At 65.9% G+C, this 23,634-nt stretch carries 19 protein-coding genes, 1 tRNA gene and 2 pseudogenes; 14 read left to right on the top strand and 8 right to left on the bottom strand.

The window, feature by feature from the left end; translation table 11 throughout:
- Positions 1-143 precede the first annotated feature (143 nt).
- Positions 144-1,034 (top strand): LysR family transcriptional regulator, encoded by an 891-nt coding sequence (locus PPZ50_RS10825; RefSeq protein WP_066687953.1) that lies wholly within the window; start codon positions 144-146, stop codon positions 1,032-1,034.
- A gap of 2 nt (positions 1,035-1,036) precedes the next feature.
- Here the strand turns inward: PPZ50_RS10825 and PPZ50_RS10820 are convergent, their stop codons facing one another.
- Together PPZ50_RS10820 and PPZ50_RS10815 are read right to left on the bottom strand one after the other, a co-directional pair.
- Positions 1,037-2,749 carry a GMC family oxidoreductase gene (locus PPZ50_RS10820; RefSeq protein ID WP_272815289.1) on the bottom strand — a complete coding sequence of 571 codons (1,713 nt, stop codon included), beginning with the start codon at positions 2,747-2,749 and terminating at the stop codon, positions 1,037-1,039.
- Between the two features lie 24 nt (positions 2,750-2,773).
- Complete coding sequence (locus tag PPZ50_RS10815) at positions 2,774-3,655, bottom strand: transporter (protein WP_198158473.1); 882 nt, start codon at positions 3,653-3,655, stop codon at positions 2,774-2,776.
- A gap of 131 nt (positions 3,656-3,786) precedes the next feature.
- On the opposite strand from PPZ50_RS10815, the gene PPZ50_RS10810 reads away from it, so the two are divergent.
- Positions 3,787-4,698 (top strand): LysR substrate-binding domain-containing protein, encoded by a 912-nt coding sequence (locus tag PPZ50_RS10810; RefSeq protein WP_164523818.1) that lies wholly within the window; start codon positions 3,787-3,789, stop codon positions 4,696-4,698.
- Positions 4,699-5,030: 332 nt separating this feature from the next.
- Positions 5,031-6,695, top strand: a complete 1,665-nt coding sequence (locus tag PPZ50_RS10805) for a carboxylesterase/lipase family protein (RefSeq protein ID WP_066687940.1) — start codon at positions 5,031-5,033, stop codon at positions 6,693-6,695.
- 15 nt (positions 6,696-6,710) lie between these two features.
- Here PPZ50_RS10805 and PPZ50_RS10800 read toward each other — a convergent pair whose 3' ends face one another.
- A complete protein-coding gene (locus PPZ50_RS10800) occupies positions 6,711-7,121 on the bottom strand; it encodes a hypothetical protein (RefSeq protein WP_157092665.1) in 411 nt (136 codons plus the stop codon).
- On the opposite strand from PPZ50_RS10800, the pseudogene PPZ50_RS10795 reads away from it, so the two are divergent.
- Positions 7,002-7,892: pseudogene (locus PPZ50_RS10795) on the top strand (SDR family NAD(P)-dependent oxidoreductase). The gene PPZ50_RS10800 and the pseudogene PPZ50_RS10795 overlap by 120 nt on opposite strands.
- A 357-nt stretch (positions 7,893-8,249) precedes the next feature.
- Here PPZ50_RS10795 and PPZ50_RS10790 read toward each other — a convergent pair.
- Positions 8,250-8,339, bottom strand: a tRNA-Ser gene (locus PPZ50_RS10790).
- A 116-nt stretch (positions 8,340-8,455) separates the two neighbouring features.
- On the opposite strand from PPZ50_RS10790, the gene PPZ50_RS10785 reads away from it, so the two are divergent.
- From PPZ50_RS10785 to mazG, 10 genes are all read left to right on the top strand, one after another.
- Positions 8,456-9,478 carry a lytic murein transglycosylase gene (locus tag PPZ50_RS10785; protein ID WP_066687939.1) on the top strand — a complete coding sequence of 341 codons (1,023 nt, stop codon included), beginning with the start codon at positions 8,456-8,458 and terminating at the stop codon, positions 9,476-9,478.
- On the top strand, positions 9,475-10,245 hold the full coding sequence (locus PPZ50_RS10780) for an SPOR domain-containing protein (protein WP_066687937.1): 771 nt from the start codon (positions 9,475-9,477) through the stop codon (positions 10,243-10,245). The genes PPZ50_RS10785 and PPZ50_RS10780 overlap by 4 nt, the downstream gene beginning before the upstream one ends.
- A 17-nt stretch (positions 10,246-10,262) precedes the next feature.
- Entirely contained in the window at positions 10,263-11,429 is a 1,167-nt protein-coding gene (locus PPZ50_RS10775; RefSeq protein WP_066687935.1) for a D-alanyl-D-alanine carboxypeptidase family protein, read from the top strand.
- On the top strand, positions 11,426-12,052 hold the full coding sequence (gene tmk, locus PPZ50_RS10770) for a dTMP kinase (protein WP_066687932.1): 627 nt from the start codon (positions 11,426-11,428) through the stop codon (positions 12,050-12,052). Before PPZ50_RS10775 ends, tmk begins: the two co-directional genes overlap by 4 nt.
- Positions 12,049-13,035 carry an AAA family ATPase gene (locus PPZ50_RS10765; RefSeq protein WP_066687929.1) on the top strand — a complete coding sequence of 329 codons (987 nt, stop codon included), beginning with the start codon at positions 12,049-12,051 and terminating at the stop codon, positions 13,033-13,035. Before tmk ends, PPZ50_RS10765 begins: the two co-directional genes overlap by 4 nt.
- An 11-nt stretch (positions 13,036-13,046) precedes the next feature.
- A complete protein-coding gene (gene metG, locus PPZ50_RS10760; protein WP_066687926.1) occupies positions 13,047-14,594 on the top strand; it encodes a methionine--tRNA ligase in 1,548 nt (515 codons plus the stop codon).
- The gene (locus PPZ50_RS10755) at positions 14,591-15,370 is read left to right on the top strand and encodes a TatD family hydrolase (protein ID WP_066687923.1); all 780 of its coding nucleotides are present in this window, start codon (positions 14,591-14,593) and stop codon (positions 15,368-15,370) included. Before metG ends, PPZ50_RS10755 begins: the two co-directional genes overlap by 4 nt.
- The gene (locus PPZ50_RS10750) at positions 15,367-16,131 is read left to right on the top strand and encodes an MBL fold metallo-hydrolase (RefSeq protein WP_066687921.1); all 765 of its coding nucleotides are present in this window, start codon (positions 15,367-15,369) and stop codon (positions 16,129-16,131) included. The genes PPZ50_RS10755 and PPZ50_RS10750 overlap by 4 nt, the downstream gene beginning before the upstream one ends.
- A complete protein-coding gene (locus tag PPZ50_RS10745) occupies positions 16,128-16,733 on the top strand; it encodes a retropepsin-like aspartic protease family protein (protein WP_232307841.1) in 606 nt (201 codons plus the stop codon). Before PPZ50_RS10750 ends, PPZ50_RS10745 begins: the two co-directional genes overlap by 4 nt.
- Positions 16,734-17,099: 366 nt before the next feature.
- Entirely contained in the window at positions 17,100-17,819 is a 720-nt protein-coding gene (gene mazG, locus PPZ50_RS10740) for a nucleoside triphosphate pyrophosphohydrolase (RefSeq protein WP_066687919.1), read from the top strand.
- Between the two features lie 251 nt (positions 17,820-18,070).
- On the opposite strand, the gene hflX is transcribed toward mazG, so the two are convergent.
- The 4 genes and pseudogenes from hflX to PPZ50_RS10720 all read right to left on the bottom strand — a co-directional run bounded on the left by hflX (position 18,071) and on the right by PPZ50_RS10720 (position 23,624).
- Positions 18,071-19,357: a GTPase HflX gene (hflX, locus tag PPZ50_RS10735; RefSeq protein ID WP_066687916.1), complete on the bottom strand. Its 1,287-nt coding sequence runs from the start codon at positions 19,355-19,357 to the stop codon at positions 18,071-18,073.
- Positions 19,354-19,860: pseudogene (gene hfq, locus PPZ50_RS10730) on the bottom strand (RNA chaperone Hfq); the annotation flags it as partial. The pseudogene hfq and the gene hflX, both read right to left, overlap by 4 nt.
- 117 nt (positions 19,861-19,977) lie before the next feature.
- The gene (gene ntrX, locus PPZ50_RS10725; protein WP_066687913.1) at positions 19,978-21,360 is read right to left on the bottom strand and encodes a nitrogen assimilation response regulator NtrX; all 1,383 of its coding nucleotides are present in this window, start codon (positions 21,358-21,360) and stop codon (positions 19,978-19,980) included.
- Positions 21,357-23,624 carry a sensor histidine kinase gene (locus tag PPZ50_RS10720; RefSeq protein WP_066687911.1) on the bottom strand — a complete coding sequence of 756 codons (2,268 nt, stop codon included), beginning with the start codon at positions 23,622-23,624 and terminating at the stop codon, positions 21,357-21,359. The genes ntrX and PPZ50_RS10720 overlap by 4 nt, the downstream gene beginning before the upstream one ends.
- Positions 23,625-23,634: the final 10 nt, after the last annotated feature.

Raw genomic sequence — 23,634 nt, 5'->3', positions numbered from 1 at the left:
AGGCGCCGGGTCGCCGGACAGGCGGACGGCCGGACATGATCACCTCTCCCGATCGGGCGCTTACGGCCTCTATGACTTGTAGATATTCGGTCCTTTCAATATCGTCCAATAGGTCGAACCGAGGTTTTTGATTAGTTTTCGATATGGAACTCCGCCATCTCCGATACGCGCTCGCGGTGGCCGACGAGCGGCATTTCACCCGGGCCGCCGCGCGGCTGGGCATCGCGCAACCGCCGCTCAGCCAGCAGATCAAGGCGTTGGAGGACGAACTGGGCGTGCGGCTCTTCCACCGGCTGACGCGCGGGATCGAGCTGACCGAGGCCGGGGTGGCGTTCATGCCGTTCGCGCGGGCCGCGCTGGAGGCGGCGGACCATGCCGCCGATGCGGCGCGGCGCGCGGCGCGCGGCGAGATCGGCGGCATCTCGATCGGCTTTACCAGCTCGGCATCCTTCAATCCGCGCGTGCCGCATATCATCGGCCGGTTCCGCGAGGCCTATCCGACGCTGGAGATCATGCTGGAGGAGAAGGCCACCACCGCGCTCCTGCAATCGCTGCAGGCCGGAACGCTGGATGTCGCGTTCCTGCGGCCGACCCTGGGCGAGACCGACGGACTGGTCAGCCGGCGCCTGCCCGACGAGGATCTGTGGATCGCGCTGCCCGCCCGGCACCGGCTGGCGGGGGCGACGTCGCTGGCGCTGGTCGAGCTCGCCGGCGATCCCTTCATCCTCTATCCGCGCGCCAATGGTCGGCTGCTCTATGACAGCATCATCGCCGCCTGCCGCAATGCGGGCTTCAGCCCCCGGATCGCGCAGGAAGCACCGCAGATGGCATCGACCGTGAACCTGGTCGCGGCGGGGGTAGGGGTCGCGCTGGTGCCCGAATCGCTGTGCCGCCTGCATGCGCAGGGGGTCACCTATGCGCGGATCGCGGGCGACGGTCCCAAGGCGCAGCTCGTCGTCTCGCACCGCCGCACCACGCTGGTGCCGCCCGCCGTGCGCAACTTCATGAGCTGCGTCGCAGCGGACGGCGGATAGCGTCAGGCGTTCGCCGCGATCAGCCTGGCGGCGCGCCAGCCGATCAGGATCGACGGCGCATTGGTGTTGCCGGTGGTGATCGACGGCATGACCGAGGCGTCGGCGACGCGCAGCCCCTCGACCCCGTACACCCGCAACTGCGGATCGACGACGGCGGTCGCATCGGTGCCCATCTTGGCGGTGCCGACCGGATGGAAATAGGTCGACGCCGACTTCTTCAGGAACGCGCGATATTCGACCGGCGACGATGCCGCCCGGCCGGGTAGCAGCTCGGCCTTGCGAATGTCCTTATAGGCATCGGAATTGCCGATGGCGCGCGCCAGATTGGTCGCCTCGCGCAGCGCGATCAGGTCCTGTTCGACCGCCAGATAGTTCGGATCGATCAGCGGGGCCGCGCGCGGATCGGCCGAGGTCAGCCGGATGCTGCCGCGCGATTTCGGACGCATCACGCCCGACAGGATCGCATAGCCGTTGGTCTGTTGAAGGTTCAGTTCCTTGGTCGCGAACGGCACGCTGACATAGAGCGCGTTGATGTCGGGCACCGGCTGCGACGGCGTCGACCGCCACCACATATAGACTTCGGAATGGTTGTACTGGGTGGGCGGTACCGGGCGCTTCGCCTCGTAATTGACGCCGGCACCCAGGACATGGTCCTGCAGGTTCTGGCCGACGCCCGACAGCGCGACCAGCGGCTGGATGCCCAGCGACTTCAACGTCGCCGGGTCGCCGATACCGGACAGCATCAACAGCTTGGGCGTCACCAGCGCGCCGGCCGACAGGATGACTTCCTTATTGGCGCGCACGATGACCGGCTTGCCGGCGTGCAGATACTGAACGCCGACGCAGCGACCCTTCTCGACCAGCAGCTTGAGCACCGGCGCCTCGGTCAGGACCGTCAGCTTGGCGCCCTTCTCCATCGCGGGGCGCAGGAAGGCGACCGCCGAGCTCTGGCGCTTGCCGGCATGGACCGTCATGTTGACCCAGGCGGGACCTTCGAGCGTCCCGCCATTGAAGTCGGGGGTCTCGGGATAGCCGAGCGACTTGGCGCCTTCCATGAACGCACGCGCGCCTTCATGCCCCTTGGCGGGGTCGGGCCGCGATACGTGGAGCGGGCCGCCGGCGCCGCGCATGGCGCTGGCACCGCCCTCCCAATCCTCGAGCGCCTTGTAATCGGGCAGGACCGAGTCCCAGTCCCAGCCGGTCGCGCCGTTATACGCCCAGTCGTTGTAATCCTGCGCGCTGCCCCGGCAGTAGATCATGCAGTTCACGCTGCTGCACCCGCCCAGACCCTCGCCGCGCGGATAGGGAACGACGCGATTGGCGGCGTGCGCCTGGGGCGTGGTCTCATATCCCTTGGTGAAGGCGGAAGCCAGCGCGGCGGGCCATTGCGCAGGGTCGGCAATCAGCGGGCTGTCATCCTGGATGCCGCTTTCCAGGACGAGCACCGACGCGCCGGTGCGCTGCGCCAATTGCCCCGCCACGGTCGCCCCGGCCGAGCCCGCGCCGATCACGATATAGTCGGCCGCCCGAGGCGCGGCCGACGTCCGCGTCGACTGCGCCCATGCCTTGCCCCCGGCCAGCCCGAGCGCGTTGGCGACCGCGAAGCCGGCGCCGGCGGCCATCGCCGCGCTCAGGAAGGCGCGGCGATCGAACGCGCCCCGCGAATAGGCGTTCAGGGCGTCGCCCAGGCGCCGGCCGTCAATGTCGTCCATCATCCTCATCCTCTGTTCTTCGTTTTTTCAGAATACCTTGAGCAGGCGTAGCTGGACCCGCGCGCCCTCGCGAAAGCCGTTATGGACCGACAGGTCGGTGCCGACCTGCGTCAGCAACTGCCATTTCGGCGAGAAGGTGTGCCGGTAGGTTCCCAGCACCGACAAGGTGCGCGTGATGTTGCGCTGGTCGACCCGATCGATGCTGGTTGCGCCACCGTTCAGGTACATCAGGCGGACATTCGCCTCGTTGGCGGGATCGATCAGATAGCGGGCGAAACCTTGGACCCGGTATTGCGCCTTCTGCCGGAGCGCCGCTGTCCCCAATTCGCTATTCTTGCCGAACACCATGGCGTCGCCGCCCAGCTCGGCGACGAAATGGTCGCCGAACCCCTTGGAATAGACGACCTGCAACGACCCCTTCCACCGGTTCTCGCCCAGGTTCAGCGCCTTGGTCCGATCATATTCGCCGGTCGGGATGAACAGATAGGGGGTGATGCCGAGATAGGATTTGTTCGCTGGGTCGTTGTGCACCCACAGGGTCGATACCAGGATGGTGTCGCCAAAGCCGGTCGTCTTGCCGAGCGCGGCCGTCGAGCCTCCGGCTTCGATATGGCCGAAGGGCTGAAGCACCTGATAGTCGAGCGTCATGCCCGCGACCTTGGTAAAGCCGACATAGCGGAAGATGGTGACGGCCACGTCCAGCTCGGCCTTGTCGTCGACCTTCCTGCCGTTCGCATAGAGTGAACCGGAATGCGCGAATTGCTGATAGACCAGGCCCAGATGCGTACCGGACGGCGCCGGTACGTAATCGCCCGCGTCGATCGCCTGGGCCGATGCCGGCGACGCTGCGCCTGTCGCCCATCCAAAAGCCGCTACGGCCGCTGCAACCGTGCAGAGACGCTGTCCCATCATCATCCCCTCGTCCATTTTTCGTGGCTCTCATGACGGAGCCTGAACACAGGAATTATCGCTTTCGTCAGCCTAGTATATCGCCGTATGAACAACGTTGATTTCGCCGTTCGCGAACGATGGAGGCGGCCATGCTGCAGGATCTGGTCTCGCTACGGCTGTTCGTTCGTGCCGCGGAAAGCGGCAAGCTGGGCGAGGCGGCACGACAAGGCAATCTGGCGATCGCGGCCGCGTCGCGGCGCATCGCCCTGCTGGAGGCGCAGTTCGGCGTGCGGCTGTTCGATCGCAGCCGATCGGGCCTGACGCTGACCCCGGCGGGCAGCGCCCTCCTCGTCACCGCGCGCACCCTGTTGGAACAGGCGCGGGCGATCGACGATGAAATGGCCGATTTCGCCGGGGGCATGCGCGGGGTGGTGCGGCTGCACACCAATCCCTCGGCGATCATCCAGTTCCTGCCCGCCGACCTCGCATCCTTCGCCGCGACGCGGCCCGACGTCCGCATCGACCTGGAGGAAAATATGAGCGCCGCAATCGTCGAGGCGGTGGCGGCCAATCGTGCCGACCTCGGCATCATCATCGGTGGCACCGCCAGGCGCGGGCTCGCGACCATGGGGTATCGCCAGGATACTTTGGCGCTCTTGAGTCCAAGGGGGATGTACTCGGATCGGCAGACGATCGAGTTCGCCGAAGTTCAGGACCGCGACTTTGTAGGTCTGGTCGGATCGACCGCGCTCACCCGGACGATGCTCGCCGAGGCGGCAAAGGCCGACCGCGCGCTGCGCCTGCGCGTGCAGGTGCAGAGTTTCGACGGCGTATGCCGCATGGTGGAATCGGGGTTCGGCTTGGGCGTCCTGCCGGAAAAGGCGGCGCGCGCCTTTGCCCGGTCGATGGCGCTCGACGTCGTTCCGCTGTCCGACCCCTGGGCCACCCGGCAGATGGAGATATGCATCTCGCCTTCGGTGCGACCGGGGTCGCTGGCGCGTGTCCTGGCCGAACATCTTTCCGGCTTTGCCGAAGCGCCGGGCGAGGTTTTCGAAGGTTAGGAGGCGCCGACTTTTGGCCTCCCCAAAAACGTCGGGCTCCGATCGAGGTCAATTTTGGTAATAGGGGATCAGGAGCGTACTGGACTAGCTGATCAAGTGCGGCGAGCAGTGGGAGCGGACGTCCCGCAACATCATTGGTGGTGCGATGACGAAAGAGCGTTGGCTTCTGGATAGTCGAATAAGCAGGTGAGAACAGGTTTGCGGGCAACGCTGCCCGTTGGCCTCCAGCTACAAGCGACGACCACTTCCAATCTGATCCAATCTACCGCTACGTTGAACGGCGCCTGGCTCCGCTCCGCTTCCGGGCCCCGCTTCCGCAAGGGATCACACCCATGAACCGTGTTACCACAGCCCTTATCCTCGCCACCGCACTGGCCGCCAGTCCTGCCGCAGCCCAGTCTGCCGGTCCGACGATCCGTACCGACGACGGTACCGTCCGCGGACAGGCCGCTGAGGGCGTCGAAAGCTGGAAAGGTATTCCCTTTGCCGCGCCGCCGGTCGGCCCGCTACGCTGGCGCGCACCGCAGCCGGCAGCGAAGTGGACCGGTGTCCGCGACGCCACCCGATATAGTCCGGACTGTATGCAGAAGCCCTTCCCGAGCGACGCCGCTCCGCTCGGCACCACTCCGGCAGAGGACTGCCTGTACGCCAATGTCTGGCGGCCGACGGGAGCCAGGGGCAAGTTGCCGGTGCTGGTTTGGATCTATGGCGGTGGCTTCGTGAACGGCGGGGCGTCGCCACCGACCTATGCCGGTGCGAACATGGCCACGAAGGGCGTCGTGTTCGTCAGCTTCAACTACCGCCTTGGCCGCTTTGGCACCTTTGCCCTTCCGCAACTGACCGCGCAGAATGCCGATGGCGGCCGGTTGGGCAATTACGGGATCATGGATCAGGTCGCGGCGCTGCAATGGGTCAAGCGCAACATTGCGGCGTTCGGCGGCGATCCGGCGGACGTGACGATCTCGGGCGAGAGTGCCGGCGGCATCTCGGTCCATGCGCTGGTCACTTCGCCCGAAGCGAAGGGCCTGTTCAACAAGGCGGTCGTGATGTCTGGCGGCGATGCGAAGGCGTTCACCGGCAATACGTTGGCGGATGTCGAGACGATTGGCGGCAACTTCGCCCGGAGCAAGGGGATCGATCCCGCCGCCCCCGACGCGCTGCAACGCCTGCGCGCGCTGTCGGCGGAGGACGTGCTCGACGGGCTCAACATGGCGCAGATGTCCGGCCGCCCCGGCGCACCGCCGACCAATTCGGGACCGTTCGTCGATGGCAGGGTCGTGGTCGATGTCCGCAAGGCCTATGAACAGGACCGCTTTGCCCGGATGCCGATGATGATCGGCGCGACCAGCGCCGATATCGGCGGCAAGAGCGGGTTCATGATCGCGGGCGGGCGCGAGGCATCGGCGATGATCGCCGACAGGGGCGTGCCGGTCTGGCAGTATCGCTTCTCCTACGTCGCCGATTCCATCGGGCAGGGCGGCGCCCAGCACGCGACAGACATCCCCTATTTCTTCGACAATGTTCGCATCAAATATGGCGCGCAGACGACAGCGAAGGACGAAGCCGTCGGCGCGGCGATGAGCACGTACCTGGCCAACTTCGTAAAGCGCGGGGATCCGAACGGCGGCGCGATGGCGCTGTGGCCACGCTACACCCGTGCCAACGACACGCTTGCCGACTTCGCGGCCTCCGGCAAGGTCGTGGTAGCGCGAGACCCGTGGGGCGCCGAGATCGACCGCGTGTCGCAGGCGCTGGCGGCGGCGAAGGCTTCGGGGCGCTACACCACGCTGACCACGCCCATCGGCGAGCTCCTCGACAATCCGGCCACGCGCGCGGTGCTGGAGCGGCATGTTCCGGCGTTCCTGAAGAACCCGCAACTCGACATGGCGCGCGGCACGACGCTGTACGGGTTGCAGACCTATCTGCCCGACCAGTTTACCGACGCGTTGCTGGCTAAGATCGACCACGATCTCGCAGCCGTTCCGGTCAGGAAGTAGGATACTGAACTCGGGCTAAAGGGACCGGGACCGGATGATAGTCGCTGCCGGTACAGTGGCATTGGCGGCCGGGTGGTTCGAAGGCGTTCGAGCCGATCCCGTCACCATCAACCGGTTGCAGTAATCGCGGTCGGAAACGCGGTTGAACGGGCTTCCGACCGTCAGTGATGCCTTCGTCGAGTGTTGTGCGATCTTCCCGTTACCCGAATGCCAATGGCCCAGCGCACGGTCCTGGGCGTTCGCTGACCGGCTATGATTGAAGCATGTCGAATGGCCGGTGAATGGCGAGTTTCGGCGTGTACCGCCATGCACCGTCAGGATCATGATCGTCCACTCGTCTGCGATCTCGTCCAGCACCGGGCGGATAAGAGGCGCGTCTATCATCACCGTGCACGACAGGGCCTGCAGGTCGGCATCGCTCGCCATATCTATGCTACTCCGAGCGCGTTCTTGATAGCAGATATGCTTCGTATGTCTGGTTCGCCATCTCGAATGAAAGGGCTGAAGATGGCAAGAATGGCAGGCAAGGTCGCGCTAGTAGTCGGTGGGGCGAGCGGAATTGGTCTCGCGACCGGACGTCGGTCGCACGAGGTTGCCGCCGCGGCTGAGAGTATCGGTCCATCGGCGCACGGCGTAGAAGCCGACGCGGCGTGCCACGGCGATCTTGAGCAAGTCGTGGCGGAGGCCAAGCGTCTGCATGGTCGCATTGACGCGATGGTGCTTAACGCCGGATTGTCGGAGCCGGCAACAATCGTCGAGGAAACTGGCGAGCATTTCGACCGGCACTTCGCCATCAACGTGCGCGGCGCGCTGTTTGGGATTCAGGCGGCGCTGCCCGTGCTCAGCGACGGAGCATCGGTGGTGCTGGTCGGCTCGATCGCCGACGCGATGGGCGTGACGCCGTTCAGTACTTACGGAGCGACCAAGGCGGCACTGCGCTCCTACGCGCGCAGCTAGGCGGCCGGGCAGGCGCCGCGATGCATCCGCGTCAATGTCGTCGCACCGGGACCAACCGATACGGACATGATGGCTGCGGCACCCGAGGAGATGCGGCAGATGCTCATCGCGCCGATTCCGCTCGGCCGCATGGCGCGCGCCGACGAGATTGCCGCCGCTGCCGTCTTCCTACTCAGCGACGAAGCCAGCTTTATTACAGGTGCCGAACTTTGTGTCGATGGCGGCATGCGACAGGTGTAGCCAGATGAACAGGCGGCGCCTGACGTGCGGATCGGCTAGACCTCACGATCAGCATCGCCCGTCTTCAGTAGGCAGCGAGATCGGCCGATCCGCCCGAACCCGCTTAGGGAAGCACGTCTCGCGCACTTGAATGAATGACCGAAGTTAGGCGGCAAGGAACTAGCCGCGAATGTCTAAATATGGGTCGACCCAGTCCTTTGGGATTGTCCCGTAGGTTGGCTTTCGAAAAGAGAGAAGCCGGCATTCGCCTTCGAGCGTTCTACCAAGCCATCGAGCGTCTATAGACGCTTGCGTTGAGCGTAAGCCATTGGGGTAACTTCAAAATGGAACCGCACCCGCCCTGCTGGCACGACGCGTTGGCGGAAGAGGTGGGATTCGAACCCACGGAGAGCTTGCACCCTCGCCGGTTTTCAAGACCGGTTCCTTAAACCACTCGGACACTCTTCCTTCGGCGATGTCGCGACTAGAGCGGGTAGGCCGCTTTGTGCAAGCCTTTGTCGCGCGGGGGGTTCCATCGGCGTGGGGCCCTGTGCCAATACCGGGTGGTAGCGGGAGGCCGGTGTATGCGTTTGGCAAAAGCGGGGATGGCGTTCGTTCTCAGCCTGATGGCCGGGACATCGGCGTCGGCCCAGGACGCGGAGGGGTTCCAGGCCTATCTGCGCGAGGTCGCCGTCCGTGCGCGGGCGCAGGGCGTGCAGCAATCGACCATCGACGCGGTCCTGCCGACGCTGACCTACAACCCGCGGGTCGTCGAGCTCGATCGGCAGCAGCCAGGATCGTCGAACACGACCACCGTATCGCGTTTCGCCCCCTATCGCATGCGCCATGTCGATGCCGCCCGGATCAATCGTGGGCGTACCGCCTATGCCGCGCAGCGACCGCGGCTGGCGTCGATCGAACGCCAGACCGGCGTTCCCGAGGAGATCATGGTCGCGATCTGGGGCCATGAAACCAATTATGGCAGCTATACCGGCGACTTCGACCTGCCACGCAGTCTCGCGACGCTTGCCTATGAGGGCCGCCGCCGCGCGCTGTTCGAACCGGAGTTCATCGCGACGCTGAAGATGATCGACCGCGGCGTGCCGCGCGACCGGTTGAAGGGCAGCTGGGCCGGCGCGTTCGGCTATCCGCAGTTCCTGCCGTCGATCTACCTGCGCCTTGCGCGGGACGGGGATGGCGACGGGGTGCCGAATATCTGGTCGAACCCGGCCGACACGCTCGCCTCGATCGCCAATTATTTCGTCGATGCCGGCTGGCGCCCGGGCCAGCCCTGGGGCTTTGCCGTCAGCGTCCCGGCCGGCTTCGAACGGTCGATCCTGACGCCGCGATCGCTGTCGCCACGCTGTCCGCGCGTGTTCGAACGGCATAGCCAGTGGCGGAGCCTTGCCGAGTGGCGGACGCTCGGCGTGGTGCCAAACGACGGACGGCAGCTCGACCCGACGATCCAGGCGACGCTGATCGAGCCTGACGGCCCGGGCGAAACGGCGTATCTGCTGACCGGCAATTACCGGGTCATCCTCGATTACAACTGCTCGAACTACTATGCGCTGTCGGTCGGGTTGCTGGCCGACGCGGTCGCACGATGAGCTTCGGCGCTGCGGCACTGCTGATCGCCGGGTGGACGCAGAGCGGTGCGGATACGCCCCCGCCAGTCGTGCATGAGCAGCGACTGGATGATGTCGGGGCGGTAGCGATCGCGACCGGTCCTGCCGATGCGAAACTGACCGTGGCGCATCGCGGATTGCCGCCGGGCAGCTTTGCCGAAGTCACCGATCTCGCCAGCGGACGGACGATCATCGCCTTGGTCGAACCGGAAGCCGTACCGGCCGGCGGTACGATCGGTAGCCTGTCGGCAGCGACCGCGCGCGCGCTCGACCTTGGCACCGAAGGGCCGCGCACCGTCCGCATTCGCCCGGCGATACCCTCACCGGCCGAACAGGCGGCAGTCCGGGGCGGCACGGTCGTTCGTCGGCTCGATGCCCCGACGGCATTGCTCACCGCCTTGCGTAAGCGACTGCCGCAGCCGCCGCCGATGGTCGCCGCCGCCGCGCCGCAACCGGCACCGCCAGCCGTCGCCCCGGTCAAGCCCACGCCCCGACCGGCAACCCAACCCGCGCCCGCAAAGACGCCACCCGCTGCGGCCCGCGGACGGTGGTTCGTGCAGGTCGCGACACTTTCCGACGCTACCCGCGCCGCCGCGCTCGCAAAATCGGTCGATGGCGTTGTGCGTTCGACGGGCAGGCTGTACCGGGTGCAGGCAGGCCCATTCGCCACCCGAGCCGCTGCCGAAACCGCCCGTGCGTCGATCGCCCGTCGCGGCTTCGGCGACGGCCGGATCATCGCCCAGGACTGAACGGAACCACGTGCCCCATGCGTAAGATCGCCCTTTCGAGCATCGCCGCCATCGCCATTGCCACCCCCGGCATCGCCGCCGCGCCGCCGTTCGAAACGCCGGCACCGGTCGCGTTCATGACCGACCTGTCGTCTGGCGCGACGCTCTATGCCAAGGATGCCGACCGGCGAATGCCGCCCGCGTCGATGGCGAAGATGATGACCGCCTATGTCGCGTTCGACCTGATCAAGAAGGGCGAGCTGAAGCTGAACGACATGGCGACCGTCTCGCCGGAAACGTGGAAGAAGTGGCACGGGCCGCAGGCCGGTTCGACCATGTTCCTGTCGGTGAACGAGAATGTCAGCGTCGAAAACCTGCTCTACGGCATCATCGTGCTGTCGGGGAACGATGCCTGCGTGGTGCTGGCCGAAAAGATCGCCGGTTCGGAAGAGGCGTTCACCAACCTGATGAACCAGCGGGCCAAGGAACTGGGCCTGAGCAACAGCCATTTCGGTACGTCGAATGGCTGGCCGGACGAAGGGCGCACCTATGTGACCGCGCGCGATCTGGCGAAGCTCGCCACCGCGACGATCCAGAACCATCCGCAGCTGTACAAGAAATTCTACTCCAAGACCGATTTCACCTGGGGCAAGACGCTGGGCGAAGGCGCCGCGATTACCCAGGCGAACCGCGACCCGCTGCTCGGCCGCGTCCGGGGCGCCGACGGGCTGAAGACCGGCCATACCGAGGAAGCCGGCTATGGCTTCACCGGATCGGCGGAACAGGACGGTCGCCGTCTGGTGATGGTGCTGGCCGGGCTGACCAGCTCGAACCAGCGGATCGCGGAATCGGTAAAGTTCATGAACTGGGGCTTCGGGGCCTGGCGTGCACGTCCGATCGTCGCCGCCGGCAAGCGCGTCGAAACGGCTGAGGTTCAGCTGGGCGACTCCGCGACTGTCGGCCTGGTTGCGCCGCGTGCGCTGACCGTGACCATGCCGGCCGGAACCAACAGCCCGATCACAGCGAAGGTGGTCTATACCGGTCCGATCAAGGCACCGATCGCCAAGGGGCAGCATATCGCCGATCTGGTCATCGCATCGCCCGACACCGGGGAACAGCGCATGCCGCTGGTCGCCGAAAAGGACGTGGCCGAAGCCGGCTTCTTCGGTCGCGTCTGGGCAAGCCTGACCTCGCTGTTCGCTTGAGTGCGGGCCGGTTCCTGACGCTGGAGGGCGGGGAAGGGGTCGGCAAATCGACCCAGGCCCGCGCCCTTGCGGCGGCACTGGAGACGCGCGGCATCCATGTGGTGCTGACGCGCGAGCCGGGCGGCAGCGAGGGCGCGGAGGCGATCCGCGACCTGCTGATGCAGGGCGATGTCCGGCGGTGGAGCGCGCATGCCGAAGCGCTGCTGTTCGCCGCCGCGCGCGCCGACCATGTCGAAAAGCGCATCCGGCCGATGGTGGATGCGGGCAGCTGGGTCATCTGCGACCGCTTCATCGACAGCACGCGCGCCTATCAGGGGGCACAGGGGATCGACGACGCCGCCATCCTCGCGCTGCACGGCTTCGGATCGCGCGGCTTGCTGCCCGACCGGACGCTGCTGCTGACGCTTCCCGATGGTGAGGGGGATCGGCGGGCGCAGGCGCGTGACGGCGGCGCGGCCGATCGGTTCGCCGCGCGCGACGATGGGTTTCACCGCTCGGTCGCGGCGACCTTCGACCGTATCGCGCGCGACGAGGCCGATCGGGTCCGCCGGATCGACGCGTCGGGGCGGGTCGAGCAGGTCACGCAGCGCCTGATCGACGCGATAGCCGACCTGTTGCCGTGAGGCTGATCGGCAATGATGCCGCGCGCGACGCCTTTGCCGCAGCGGCGGACGGCACCGCCCTCCATCACGCGTGGCTCCTGACCGGTCCCGAAGGGGTCGGCAAGGGCATGTTCGCGCGCGAAATGGCGCTGCGGCTGCTCGCGACGGCGCTCGACGGTCGCAGCCGGATGCGCGGAGAGATTGCCGAGGATCACCGGGTCGCGCAGTTGATGGCGGCCGGCGCCCATCCCGATTATCGCGAGCTTGTCCGCCTTCCCAAGGACCCGGACAAGCCCGATCAGGACATTGCCCGCAGCATCAAGATCGATGAGGTTCGCACCCTGCAACCGATGTTCGCGACCAAGCCGGCGCTGTCGTCGCGGCGGGTGATCGTGATCGACGCGATCGACGACCTGGAGCGCCCCGGCGCCAACGCGCTGCTCAAGAATCTGGAGGAGCCGCCGGTCGGCACGATCTTCCTGTTGGTCAGCCATTCGCCCGGTCGATTGCTCCCGACGATCCGCTCGCGCTGTCGCCAGTTGCGGTTCGACCCGCTGACCGACGATCAGGTGGCGGCAGTCGTCCGCACGCACATTCCGGAGATCGAAGCGGCGGAGGTCGCGGCACTGGTCGCAGCGGCCGACGGATCGCCGGGCCGCGCGCTGGCCTATGCCGGGCTGTCGGTGGCGGCGCTCGACCGCGACCTGTCGGAAATCGCCGCGACCGGCGATACCGACAACCGCATCCGCTCGCGCCTTGCCAAGTCGCTCGCCGGCAAGACCGCGCAGCCGCGTTATTCGGTCTTTCTCGACCGGGCTCCGGCGCTGATCGCCGCGACTGCCCGTACCCGAACCGGACCGGGGCTGCGCGATGCGCTGGACGCCTATGACAAGGCGCGGTCACTGGCGGCGATGGCACCTGCGCTGTCACTGGTGGCGGAAACGACCGTCTTCGAAATGGCGGGCCTCGTCGCACGACTGGCGCCGGGGCGCGGGATCGCCTAGAGGCTCGGACCATGTCCGATCCATTCTACATCACCACCGCGATCCATTACCCGAACGGCCGGCCGCATATCGGCCATGCCTATGAAATGATCGCCGCCGACGCGATCGCCCGCTTCCAGCGGCAGGCCGGACGCGACGTCTTCTTTCAGACCGGGACCGACGAACACGGTCTGAAAATGGTCAAGACCGCACGCGACCGCGGCGTCGAGGTTCGCGATCTCGCGGACGAAATGTCCGGGTATTTTCGTGACATGGTGGGCATTCTGAACATTTCGTGCGATCGGTTCATCCGTACCGTCGAGCCGCAGCATTATGCCGCTTCGCAGGCGATCTGGACCGCGATGCGCGATGCCGGCGACCTCTACCTCGACCGGTATGAGGGCTGGTATTCGGTCCGCGACGAAGCCTTTTACGAGGAAAAGGAACTGACCGACGGGGAGGGCGGGGTACGCCTGTCGCCGCAGGGTACGCCGGTCGAATGGACCGCCGAGGAGACGTGGTTCTTCCGCCTGTCGAATTATCAGCAGCCGTTGCTCGATTTCTACGCGGCCAACCCGGACTTCATCCAGCCGGAAAGCCGTCGTAACGAAGTGCTGCGCTTCGTCGAAGGCGGACTGACCGATCTGTCGGTATCGCGCACCAGCTTCGACTGGGGCGTGCCGATCCCCGACAGTCCCGGCCATGTCATGTATGTCTGGGTCGACGCGCTGACCAATTATCTGACCGGGGCGGGTTATCCCGATGCGCCGAACCATTACTGGCCGGCGGCGCTGCACCTGATCGGCAAGGACATCGTCCGCTTCCACGCGGTCTATTGGCCCGCCTTCCTGATGTCGGCGAAGCTGCCCTTGCCGCATAAGGTGTTCGGCCATGGCTTCCTGCTGAACCGGGGCGAAAAGATGTCGAAGTCGACTGGCAATGTGGTCGACCCGATCAAGCTCGCCGAACTCTATGGCGTCGATGCGCTGCGTTATTTCCTGCTGCGCGACATCAGCTTCGGGCAGGACGGCACCTTCTCGGACGAGGCGATCGTCGCGCGCGCCAACAGCGATCTCGCCAACAGTTTCGGCAACCTTGCCCAGCGCACCCTGTCGTTCATCGCCAAGAATTTGGAAGGCGCGCTGCCGGACGAGGGGCGGGGTGATCCCGCCGATGCCGCGCTGTTGACGGCCGTGGGTGAGGCGATCGACGGCTACCGCTCCGCCTTTGCCGAACTGGCGCTGGGGCAGGCGCTGGAGGCGTGGATGCGCGGTGTCTTCGCCTGCAACCAGTATATCGACGTGCAGGCGCCGTGGGCGCTGCGCAAGACCGATCCGGAGCGGATGCATGCCGTTCTCGGCACGCTGGTCCGCGCGATCCGCGATCTCGCCATCGCCATCGAACCGGTGGTTCCGGCCTCGGCTGCCGCCCTGTTGGCGCAGTTGGGGCAGTCGGGCAGGGGGCATGAGGCGCTTGGCGATCATGGCTGGTATGGCGAACAGCAGGGCGCCGGGTTCCGCATCGCGCCGCCGACGCCGATCTTCCCGCGACTGGCGCTTGCCGAGGTCGAACCCGCATGAAGCTGGCCGACAGCCACTGCCATCTGAACTACAAGGGTGTCGCCGATGCCTCGGAGGAGGTGCTGGCACGGGCGCGCGCTGCCGGCGTCGTGGCGATGCTCAACATCTCGACGCGCGAAAGCGAGTGGGATGCGGTGATCGGCACCGCCGAGCGCGAACCCGATGTCTGGGCGACGATCGGCATCCATCCGCATGAGGCCGACGAGCACCCGCACGTCGATACCGACCGCCTGATCGCCGCCGCTGCGCATCCCCGCGTCGTCGGCATCGGCGAAAGCGGCCTCGACTATTATTACGACCATAGCGACCGCGCCGCCCAGCAACGCAGCTTCCGCGCCCATCTGGCCGCCTGCCGCGAAACCAGGATACCAATCGTCGTCCACACGCGCGACGCCGAGGCAGATACCGCCGCGATCCTGCGGGACGAGCTGGGGAAGGGGGCCTTTCCCGGCGTCCTCCACTGTTTCACCGGTTCGGCCGAACTCGCCCGCATCGCGCTCGACCTCGGCTTTTACATCTCGATTTCCGGCATCGTGACGTTCAAGAGCGCGCTGAGCTTGCAGGCGGTCGCCCGTGACCTGCCGCTCGAAAGACTGCTGATCGAAACCGATGCGCCGTTCCTGGCGCCGGTGCCGCATCGCGGGAAGCCCGGCGAGCCGGCGTTCGTCGCCGACACCTGCCGCTTCCTGGCGCAATTGCGTGGCGAGGAACCGGAGCATCTGGCTGACGCGACCCGCGGGAATTTTCACCGTCTCTTTGCCAAGACGCTGGCATGAAGATCCGTATCCTCGGCTCGGGCACGTCGTCCGGCGTGCCGCGGATCGGAAACGACTGGGGGGCCTGCGACCCCGCCGAACCGCGCAATCGTCGGACGCGCGTGTCGGCGTTGGTCGAACATGCCGGGTCGCGCATCCTGATCGATACCGGCCCCGACATGCGTGAACAACTGCTTGCCGCCAATGTCGCGACCGTCGACGCCGTGCTGTGGACGCACGACCACGCCGATCATTGCCACGGCATCGACGACCTGCGACAGCTGTTCCACAACGCCCGTGCGCCTGTGGCGGGCTATGCGCGCGCAGCCACATTGGCGAGCCTGACATCGCGGTTCGATTATGTGTTCGCGGGTCGGGCAGGGTATCGCGCTACGGTCGCCGGCGCCTTGCTGCCCGACGAACTGACCATCGGCTCGATTACGGTTCGGTGTACCGATCAGCCGCACGGATCGATCGAATCCGCCGGATTGCGGTTCGACAGCGATCGGGCTTCGATCGGCTATGCTACCGATTTCAGCAACGTGACGCCGGAAATGCTCGAACTCTACCGCGATGTCGACATTCTGGTCGTCGACGCCCTTCGCGTCGCGCCGCACCCGACGCATCCTTCGCTTGACCAAGCCATTAAATTCGCGCGGAACTGCAGGGCAGGTCGGACCGTCCTGATCCACATGGATCATTCGATGGACTATGCGACGCTGCGTGACAGCCTGCCGGACGGTGTCGAGCCCGGCTATGACGGGATGGAATTGGTCCCGTGACCGACAATCGGGCGATCTACGTCGTGCTCGGCCTGATGATGCTGATCCTGCCGTTATCGTCGCTGCTGGCACGACGGCCCTCGGCTGGCGTGGTCGTTCGGTCGCTGTTCGGCTGGGCGGTGATCGTGGCGATCCTGTACGTCGCGTTCAGCAATCGCGAGCGCATTACTGAATTGGCGGGAACGATGGGAGAACAGCTAGGTGTTGCCGAGCAAAGCGTCGAGGGCGATACCGTGCGTATCCGACAGTCGGTCGATGGCCATTTCTGGGCGGTGGCGCAGCTCAATGGAGTCGAGCGCCGGATGCTGATCGACAGTGGTGCGACGTCCACGGCGATCTCCGAAGCGACCGCGCGGGCGATCGGTGTGACGCCGCGACGGGTGCCGCCGGTGATACTGTCGACGGCGAACGGGACGATCCAGGCAGCACGCGGGCGGATCGAGACGGTGCGGATCGGCTCGCTCGAAACGCGGGACTTGCCAGTGGTGATTTCGCCGACCTTCGGTGAACTGGACGTGGTAGGTATGAATTTCCTGTCGCGGCTCGGAAGTTGGCGAGTGGTACGCGGAACGTTGGTCCTCGAAGCCGAGAAACCGATATGATTTTACATAATGTTTATTATCGGAATATGATAGATGGGTGTCGAAACCGGGCACGATGGCATTCACATGACGCGTGACGCGCGTGCGACGGACGGTATTTCTGACCGGGATATCCGTCATAGCGCCGGTCCGGCGTCCGGTGGTGGTGGCGACGATGGTGCCACCGGAGCTACCGGCCGGCATTTCGGTTCCGACGTTAGCACGCGGGCGGATATCGATCGTGCCGCCCTTGCAACAACCACCGCCGGGCAACATGCTGTTGCGGAAGTTTGCACAGAGGTTGGACAGACCGATCCGGCGGCCGCGGGGGATGGTGGCGACTTGGTCGCTCCGCCGCGGGATATCGTTGGTCGCATCGTCGGAATCATGGCGCGGCTGCGTGATCCGGAGCGCGGATGCGAATGGGATCGGGTCCAGACGTTCGAAACCATCGCGCCGTACACCATCGAGGAGGCTTATGAGGTGGCCGACGCCATCGCGCGCGGCGACATGACCGATCTGAAGGACGAACTGGGCGACCTGTTGCTGCAAGTGGTGTTCCACAGCCGGATCGCGGAAGAAGCCGGGCTGTTCGATCTCGGCGACGTGGTCGATGCGATCAGCGACAAGATGGAGCGGCGGCACCCGCATATCTTCGGGGACGCCGAAGTTGGCGGTCACCATCTGTGGGAGCAGGTCAAGGCGGCGGAGCGTCGGGAGAAGACCGGACAGGGCGGCGCGTTGGCCGGCGTCGCGCTGGGCCTGCCGGCATTGGCGCGAGCGGAAAAGTTGCAGAAGCGGGCGGCGCGGGTCGGGTTCGATTGGCCCGATGCGGCGGGGCCGCGAGCCAAGATCGACGAGGAACTGGCGGAGGTGGAGGCGGCGAGTGATGCCGACCGGATGGAGGAGGTCGGCGACCTGCTGTTCTCCGTCGTCAACTGGGCGCGGCATCTGGGTATCGATCCGGAAGCGGCGTTGCGTGCTGCCAACGCGAAGTTCGAACGACGGTTCGCGGCGATGGAAGCCGAGGATGCAAACTTCGGCGACCGAACGCTGGCGGAATTGGAAGAAGCGTGGGTCCGGGCGAAGATCAGCCCCCTTCCCTGACGAAATTTCCAGCGATTTCAGGAAATTCGGCCGTAGAGTCGCTGATGCGGCGCCCGATAGCTAGCATCGGGCACGCGCCTGTCGAGTCCTGAAGGGCGTTTTTCGGACTCTGGCGGACTCCTGCCCTTTTCGTCGGATGAATCCGGGCGTTTAGAGGCCCCTTCCCCATCCAGCGTAACCTTTGTCGCCGATGGAGAAGAAACGTTTCCCCGGGGGATAAGTCCCCGGGAACCAGAATATGGAGCGCGGCCCTATCGGGTGAGAAACCGATCATAATCGGCCGGCGCCATTCGCACATCGTAGAATGCACGGTCGTCGTCGACCCAATGATCGGTCACTTCACCATGGGCATGGAGCCATGCGGCACTGGCACCGTCTTCGGGTGCCAGCGCGATGCGGTAACGGCGATGCCCTTCGGTCAGCCGGTCGCCGACGGTGCGGATCAGGCGATCCACGCCCTCCCCGGTCAGCGCGGACAAGGCGACGATATCCTCGCGATGCGCCGCCTCCCCCAGCATCTCGGTGCGGTCGTCCTCGCTCAACAGGTCGAGCTTGTTCCACGCCTCGATCCGCGGGGTCGTGTCGTCGACCCCGATCTCGCGCAGCACCGCCTCCACATCCGACGCTTGCGCCGCCGTGTCGGGATGCGCAACGTCGCGGACGTGAATCAGCAGGTCGGCCGACACCACCTCTTCGAGCGTGGCCTTGAACGCCGCAACGAGCTGAGTCGGCAGGTCGGAAACGAAACCCACCGTGTCCGACAGGATCGCCTTGTCGATGCCAGGCAGCGAAACCTGCCGCAGCGTCGGGTCGAGCGTTGCGAAGAGCAGGTTTTCCGCCATCACGTCCGCCCCGGTCAGGCGGTTGAACAATGTCGATTTGCCGGCATTGGTGTAGCCGACCAGCGCGACGACCGGCCACGGGGCACGCTGCCGCCGGTCCCGGTGCAGCGTCCGGGTGCGCGAAACCGCATCCAGTTCGCGCCGCAGCCGCGCCATCCGGTCGCGGATCAGGCGGCGATCCGCCTCGATCTGGGTTTCACCGGGACCGCCGAGAAAACCGAAACCGCCGCGTTGCCGCTCAAGGTGGGTCCAGCTACGGACCAGGCGACCGGCCTGATAGTCGAGGTGGGCGAGTTCGACCTGCAACCGCCCCTCGGCCGTGCGCGCGCGTTCGCCGAAGATTTCGAGGATCAGCCCGGTCCGATCGATGACCTTGCAACCCAGCGCGGTTTCGAGGTTGCGCTGTTGCACCGGCGTCAGCGCCGCGTCGAAGACCGCGAGTTGCAGATCCTCGTCGCGTACCATCTGCGCCAGTTGATCGACCTGTCCGCTGCCGATCAGCGTGCCGGGCTTGGGGGCGCGGACGCGGAAGGGCACGCGGTGTCGGACGTCGACCCCGATAGCGAGGGCTAGGCCGGCGGTTTCCTCCAACCGGGCATCGGCATCGCGCGCCGACCCGCCCATGTCGGGCAGGACGACGATCGCCGAAGCGCCGCGGGTGAACTCCTGTGCGTCGCGGTCGAAACCGGTGCTCAAGCCTCGTCCGCTCCCGATGCCTGTTCCTCGGCAAGGTTCAGCGGATTGGCCGGCTGAATGGTCGATACGGCATGCTTATACACCAGCTGCGACATGCCTTCGCGCTGGAGCAGCATGCAGAACAGGTCGAACGCCGCGATCTGGCCCTGCAACATCACGCCGTTGACCAGGAACATGGTGACGTTTTCCTGCGCCTTGCGCACGGCGTTGAGGAAGATTTCCTGCAGCGGTGCGTGCTTCGACGTATTCTCCGCCGCGGCCTCGATCACCGACGACAGGTCGGTCGGGCCGGCGGGCATGATCGTCGAGATGGCGTGCTTGTAAATCAGCTGCGACTGTCCGTCGCGGCGCAGCAACACCGAAAAATTGTCGAACCACGTCACGATCCCCTGGAGCTTCACGCCCTTGACGAGGAACATCGTGACCGGCGTCTTCGACCGGCGTAGCGAGTTGAGAAACAGGTCCTGAAGCGACCCTTGCCGTTCGGCCATGACTTGCCCTTGTTCTTGGCGGGAATTTCCCGCTGAGTGTCTTTAACCGTCACCCGGTTGCCGCACCCCTGTGGCGCGGAGCCAGTAATTTAGGCCCTACCCCGCGCCGCCGCAATGGTTCGAACGGCGCTATTCGTCGCCGCGCGTTTCGGTAATGCCGAGCAGCTTCAATTTGCGGTGCAGCGCAGAGCGTTCCATGCCGATGAAGGTCGCGGTGCGCGAAATATTGCCCGAAAAGCGGCGGATCTGAACCCGCAGATATTCGCGTTCGAACGACTCCCGTGCCTCGCGCAGCGGCGATCCCATGATCGCACTGGCGGTGGCGCCCCCCGCCCCGTCGCCTGCCGAGCCGAGCACTTCGGGCGGCAACAGATCGATATCGATCCGCGCGATACGGTTGCCCGGTGCCAGAATGACGGTGCGTTCGACGACGTTGCGCAGCTGGCGGACATTGCCCGGCCATTCATAGCTTTGCAGCGCGATCATTGCGTCGGGCGCGACCTCCGGCGTCTGGACCCGGCGTTCGTTGGCGTAATGCGCGACGAAATGTTCGACCAGCGGGGGGATATCCTCACGCCGTTCGGCCAGCGAGGGGATTTGCACCGGCACCACGTTGAGGCGGTAATAGAGATCCTCGCGAAAATTGCCGTCGATGATCTCCTGCTGAAGATCGCGCGCGGTCGCCGAGACGACGCGGACATCGACCTTCACGACCCGCGTGCCGCCGACGCGGGTAAAGCTCTGGTCGGTCAGCACCCGCAGGATACGCGCCTGGGTCGCGATCGGCATGTCGGCGATTTCGTCGAGGAACAGCGTCCCGCCATGCGCCTGTTCGAGCAGGCCGGGCCGGACGAGATTGCCGCCCTCCTCTACGCCGAACAGTTCTTCGTCGACACGTTCGGGCGTCATGCGCGCCGCGCTGACGATGACGAATGGCGCCTGTGCCCGCTGGCTCCATCCATGGAGCAGCCGGGCGGCGACTTCCTTGCCGACCCCTGCCCCGCCGGTGATGAGCACGCGGCTACCGGTGCCGGCGACGCGCTTCAGCGTTGCGCGGACGCTGTTGATCGCGGTCGAGCTGCCGGTCAGGTCGTCCTCGCGGCCGGCCGAGGCACGCAGCGACGCGACCTCCTGCCGCAGGCGCTCGGTTTCGGTCGCACGCTGGACGAGGAAGAGCAGCCGTTCTGCCTCGAACGGCTTTTCGATGAAGTCGACGGCGCCGCGCCGGATCGCGGCGACGGCGGTATCGATATTGCCATGGCCGGAAATGACCAGCACCGGCAACGACGGATCGCGCGCCTTCAACTCGTCGAGCAACTCAAGCCCGTCGAGGCGCGAACCCTGCAGCCACACGTCGAGCAGCACCAGCGATGGACGCCGCTGGGCCACCGCTTCGAGTGCGGCATCGCTGTCAGCCGCGCCGCGCGTCTCATAGCCTTCGTCCTCCAGAACGCCGGCGACGAGTTCACGGATGTCGGTTTCGTCGTCGACGACGAGAATGTCGAGCTTCATGCGGGCGTTCCGGTCCGGGTAAGCATGGGGTGGCGCGTTGTAACCTCCTGTGAATCGTCATCTTCCGCTGTCCCGGTCCCGGCCAGCGCGGCCAGGATCGCGGGATCGAAGATGATCGATACGATCGTCCCTCCACCGGGACGGTCGGCGAACGATATGGTTCCGAAATGTTCTTCGACGATCTTGCGAACGATGGCGAGGCCGAGGCCGGTGCCGCCCTTGCGCGTGGTCATATAGGGTTCGGCGATGCGATCGCGCTCGATCGGCAGGCCGATGCCGTTGTCGCTGGTATCGATGTGCATCCGCCCCTGCGCATCGTAACGGACGTCCATTTCGATCCGGCCGCGGGGGGCGCCTTCGGGACGGGCGGCGACGGCTTCGGTCGCGTTCTTGACGATGTTGGTGAGTGCCTGTCCCAGCTGGCGACGGTCGCAGACGAGCGGCGCGGCGCCGGCGGATTCGAGCGCGAAATCGATGTCGGGATGCGCAACCTCGTGCAGGAACAGGCTCTGCCGGGCGAGCTCGGCGATCGATTCGTGGCGGAATACGGGCTTCGGCATCCGCGCGAAGGACGAGAATTCGTCGACCATGCGGCGCAGGTCACCGACCTGTCGGACGATCGTCTCGGTCAGGCGGGCGAAGGTGCCATCGTCTTCGGTCAGCTTGGTGCCATAGCGGCGCTGGAGCCGTTCGGCGGCGAGCTGAATCGGGGTCAGCGGGTTCTTGATCTCATGCGCGATGCGACGGGCAACGTCGGACCAGGCGGCGCGGCGCTGGTCGAGCAGCTGCTGGGTGATGTCGTCGAAGGTCAGGATGTGTTGGCCATCGTCGCGAGTGATGCGGACGGCGAGCGTCTTGGCCTCGCCACCCGACGCCAGCTGGATGATCGCGTCCTGCGTCTCGCCGCCCAGCAGCGCGTCGAGTTCGGGGGCGACATCGCCCAGCGGACGGCCGACCAGCGGGGTGTTGCCGGTCTTGAGCAGCGCGGTGGCCGAGCTGTTGACGAGCTTGATCGTACGGTCGGGGCCGACCGAGACGACGCCGGCGCTGACGCCCGACATGACCGCCTCGATCAGGGCGCGGCGGCTGTCGATCTGGGCGTTGGCGGCGACGAGTTCGCCGGTCTGTTCCTGCAACCGTTCGGTCATGCTGTTGAAGGCGCTGGCCAGCGTGCCGATCTCGTCCTTCTGTCGTGTGCCGTTTGGCTCAGGCACGCGCGCCGACAGGTCGCCCCCGGCCACGCGGCGGGCGGCGCCGACCAGCGCGCCGACCGGGCGGACGAGGCGGTCGGCGACGGCTAGCGCCACGAAGACGGCGAGGCCGACGATGATGAGCGAGACGACGAACAGTGCGATGTTCAGGCGGAGCTGGACGCTGCGGGAGCGGGCAAGTAGCGCGTCGTAATCGGACAGGATCGCACGGGTGCGGCTGAGACGTTCGGTATAAGTCGCGAGGTCGATGTCGCGTGCGGAATAGACATAATAAGGCGTGTCCATCACCCGCGTTACCGACTGCACCTGCCGGTTGCGGACGCTGACATAGCTGGGCTTGCCGGCGCGCAGGGCAGCGATCGACTTCGGATCGATGCTCCAGCGCAACGGGCCTTCGTAGATCGAGGCAGACGCCAGCGAACGCGGGCGGCCGTCGGGCGGAATCTCGAATACCACCGAATCGCTCAGCGAGCGGAACACGATGCTGTTCTGGTACAGCAGGCGGAATTCGTCGCTGTCGATCGAGTAGCGATTATTCAGCAGCATGCGACGAATGTCGGAGGCGACCGCGACGTTCTGACCGTCAACCGCATCGAGAAATTCATTGTAGGACGACTGCGCCAGTACCTGGGCATTCTCGAAAATGCCGCGCGCACGTGGCGAGGACCAGAATTCGACGCCATATTGGAACAGGAACGACGCGACGATGGTGACCAGCAGCATCGGTACGCTGGCGAGGATCGAGAACAGCGCGACAAGCCGGACGTGAAGCGTCCCCGTACCGCCAATCTGCGACCGGGCGGCGCGGCGCATCGCGATCCGCCGGCCGACCAGCACCAGCAGCGCCATGGCGGGGATCAGGTTCGCGATCAGCACCAGCGCCATCAGCGACGGCGTCGGCAACTGGCCCCGCGTGCTCTGCGATCCGTCGAACAGCAGATAGCTGCCGACACCGACGGCGATCACCGCCCCCAATACGGCGACCTCGATCGCCGGGAACCACTGCGCCGGGATCGATGTGGCGCGCTTCGGTTCCGTTAACGCTGCAACCATAGTTGCCGTT

Source organism: Sphingomonas hankookensis, from assembly GCF_028551275.1.
Classification (GTDB): Bacteria; Pseudomonadota; Alphaproteobacteria; order Sphingomonadales; family Sphingomonadaceae; genus Sphingomonas; species Sphingomonas hankookensis_A.
The sequence above is the reverse complement of the archived record's forward strand: the minus strand, read 5'-3'. Positions and strand labels throughout refer to the sequence as shown.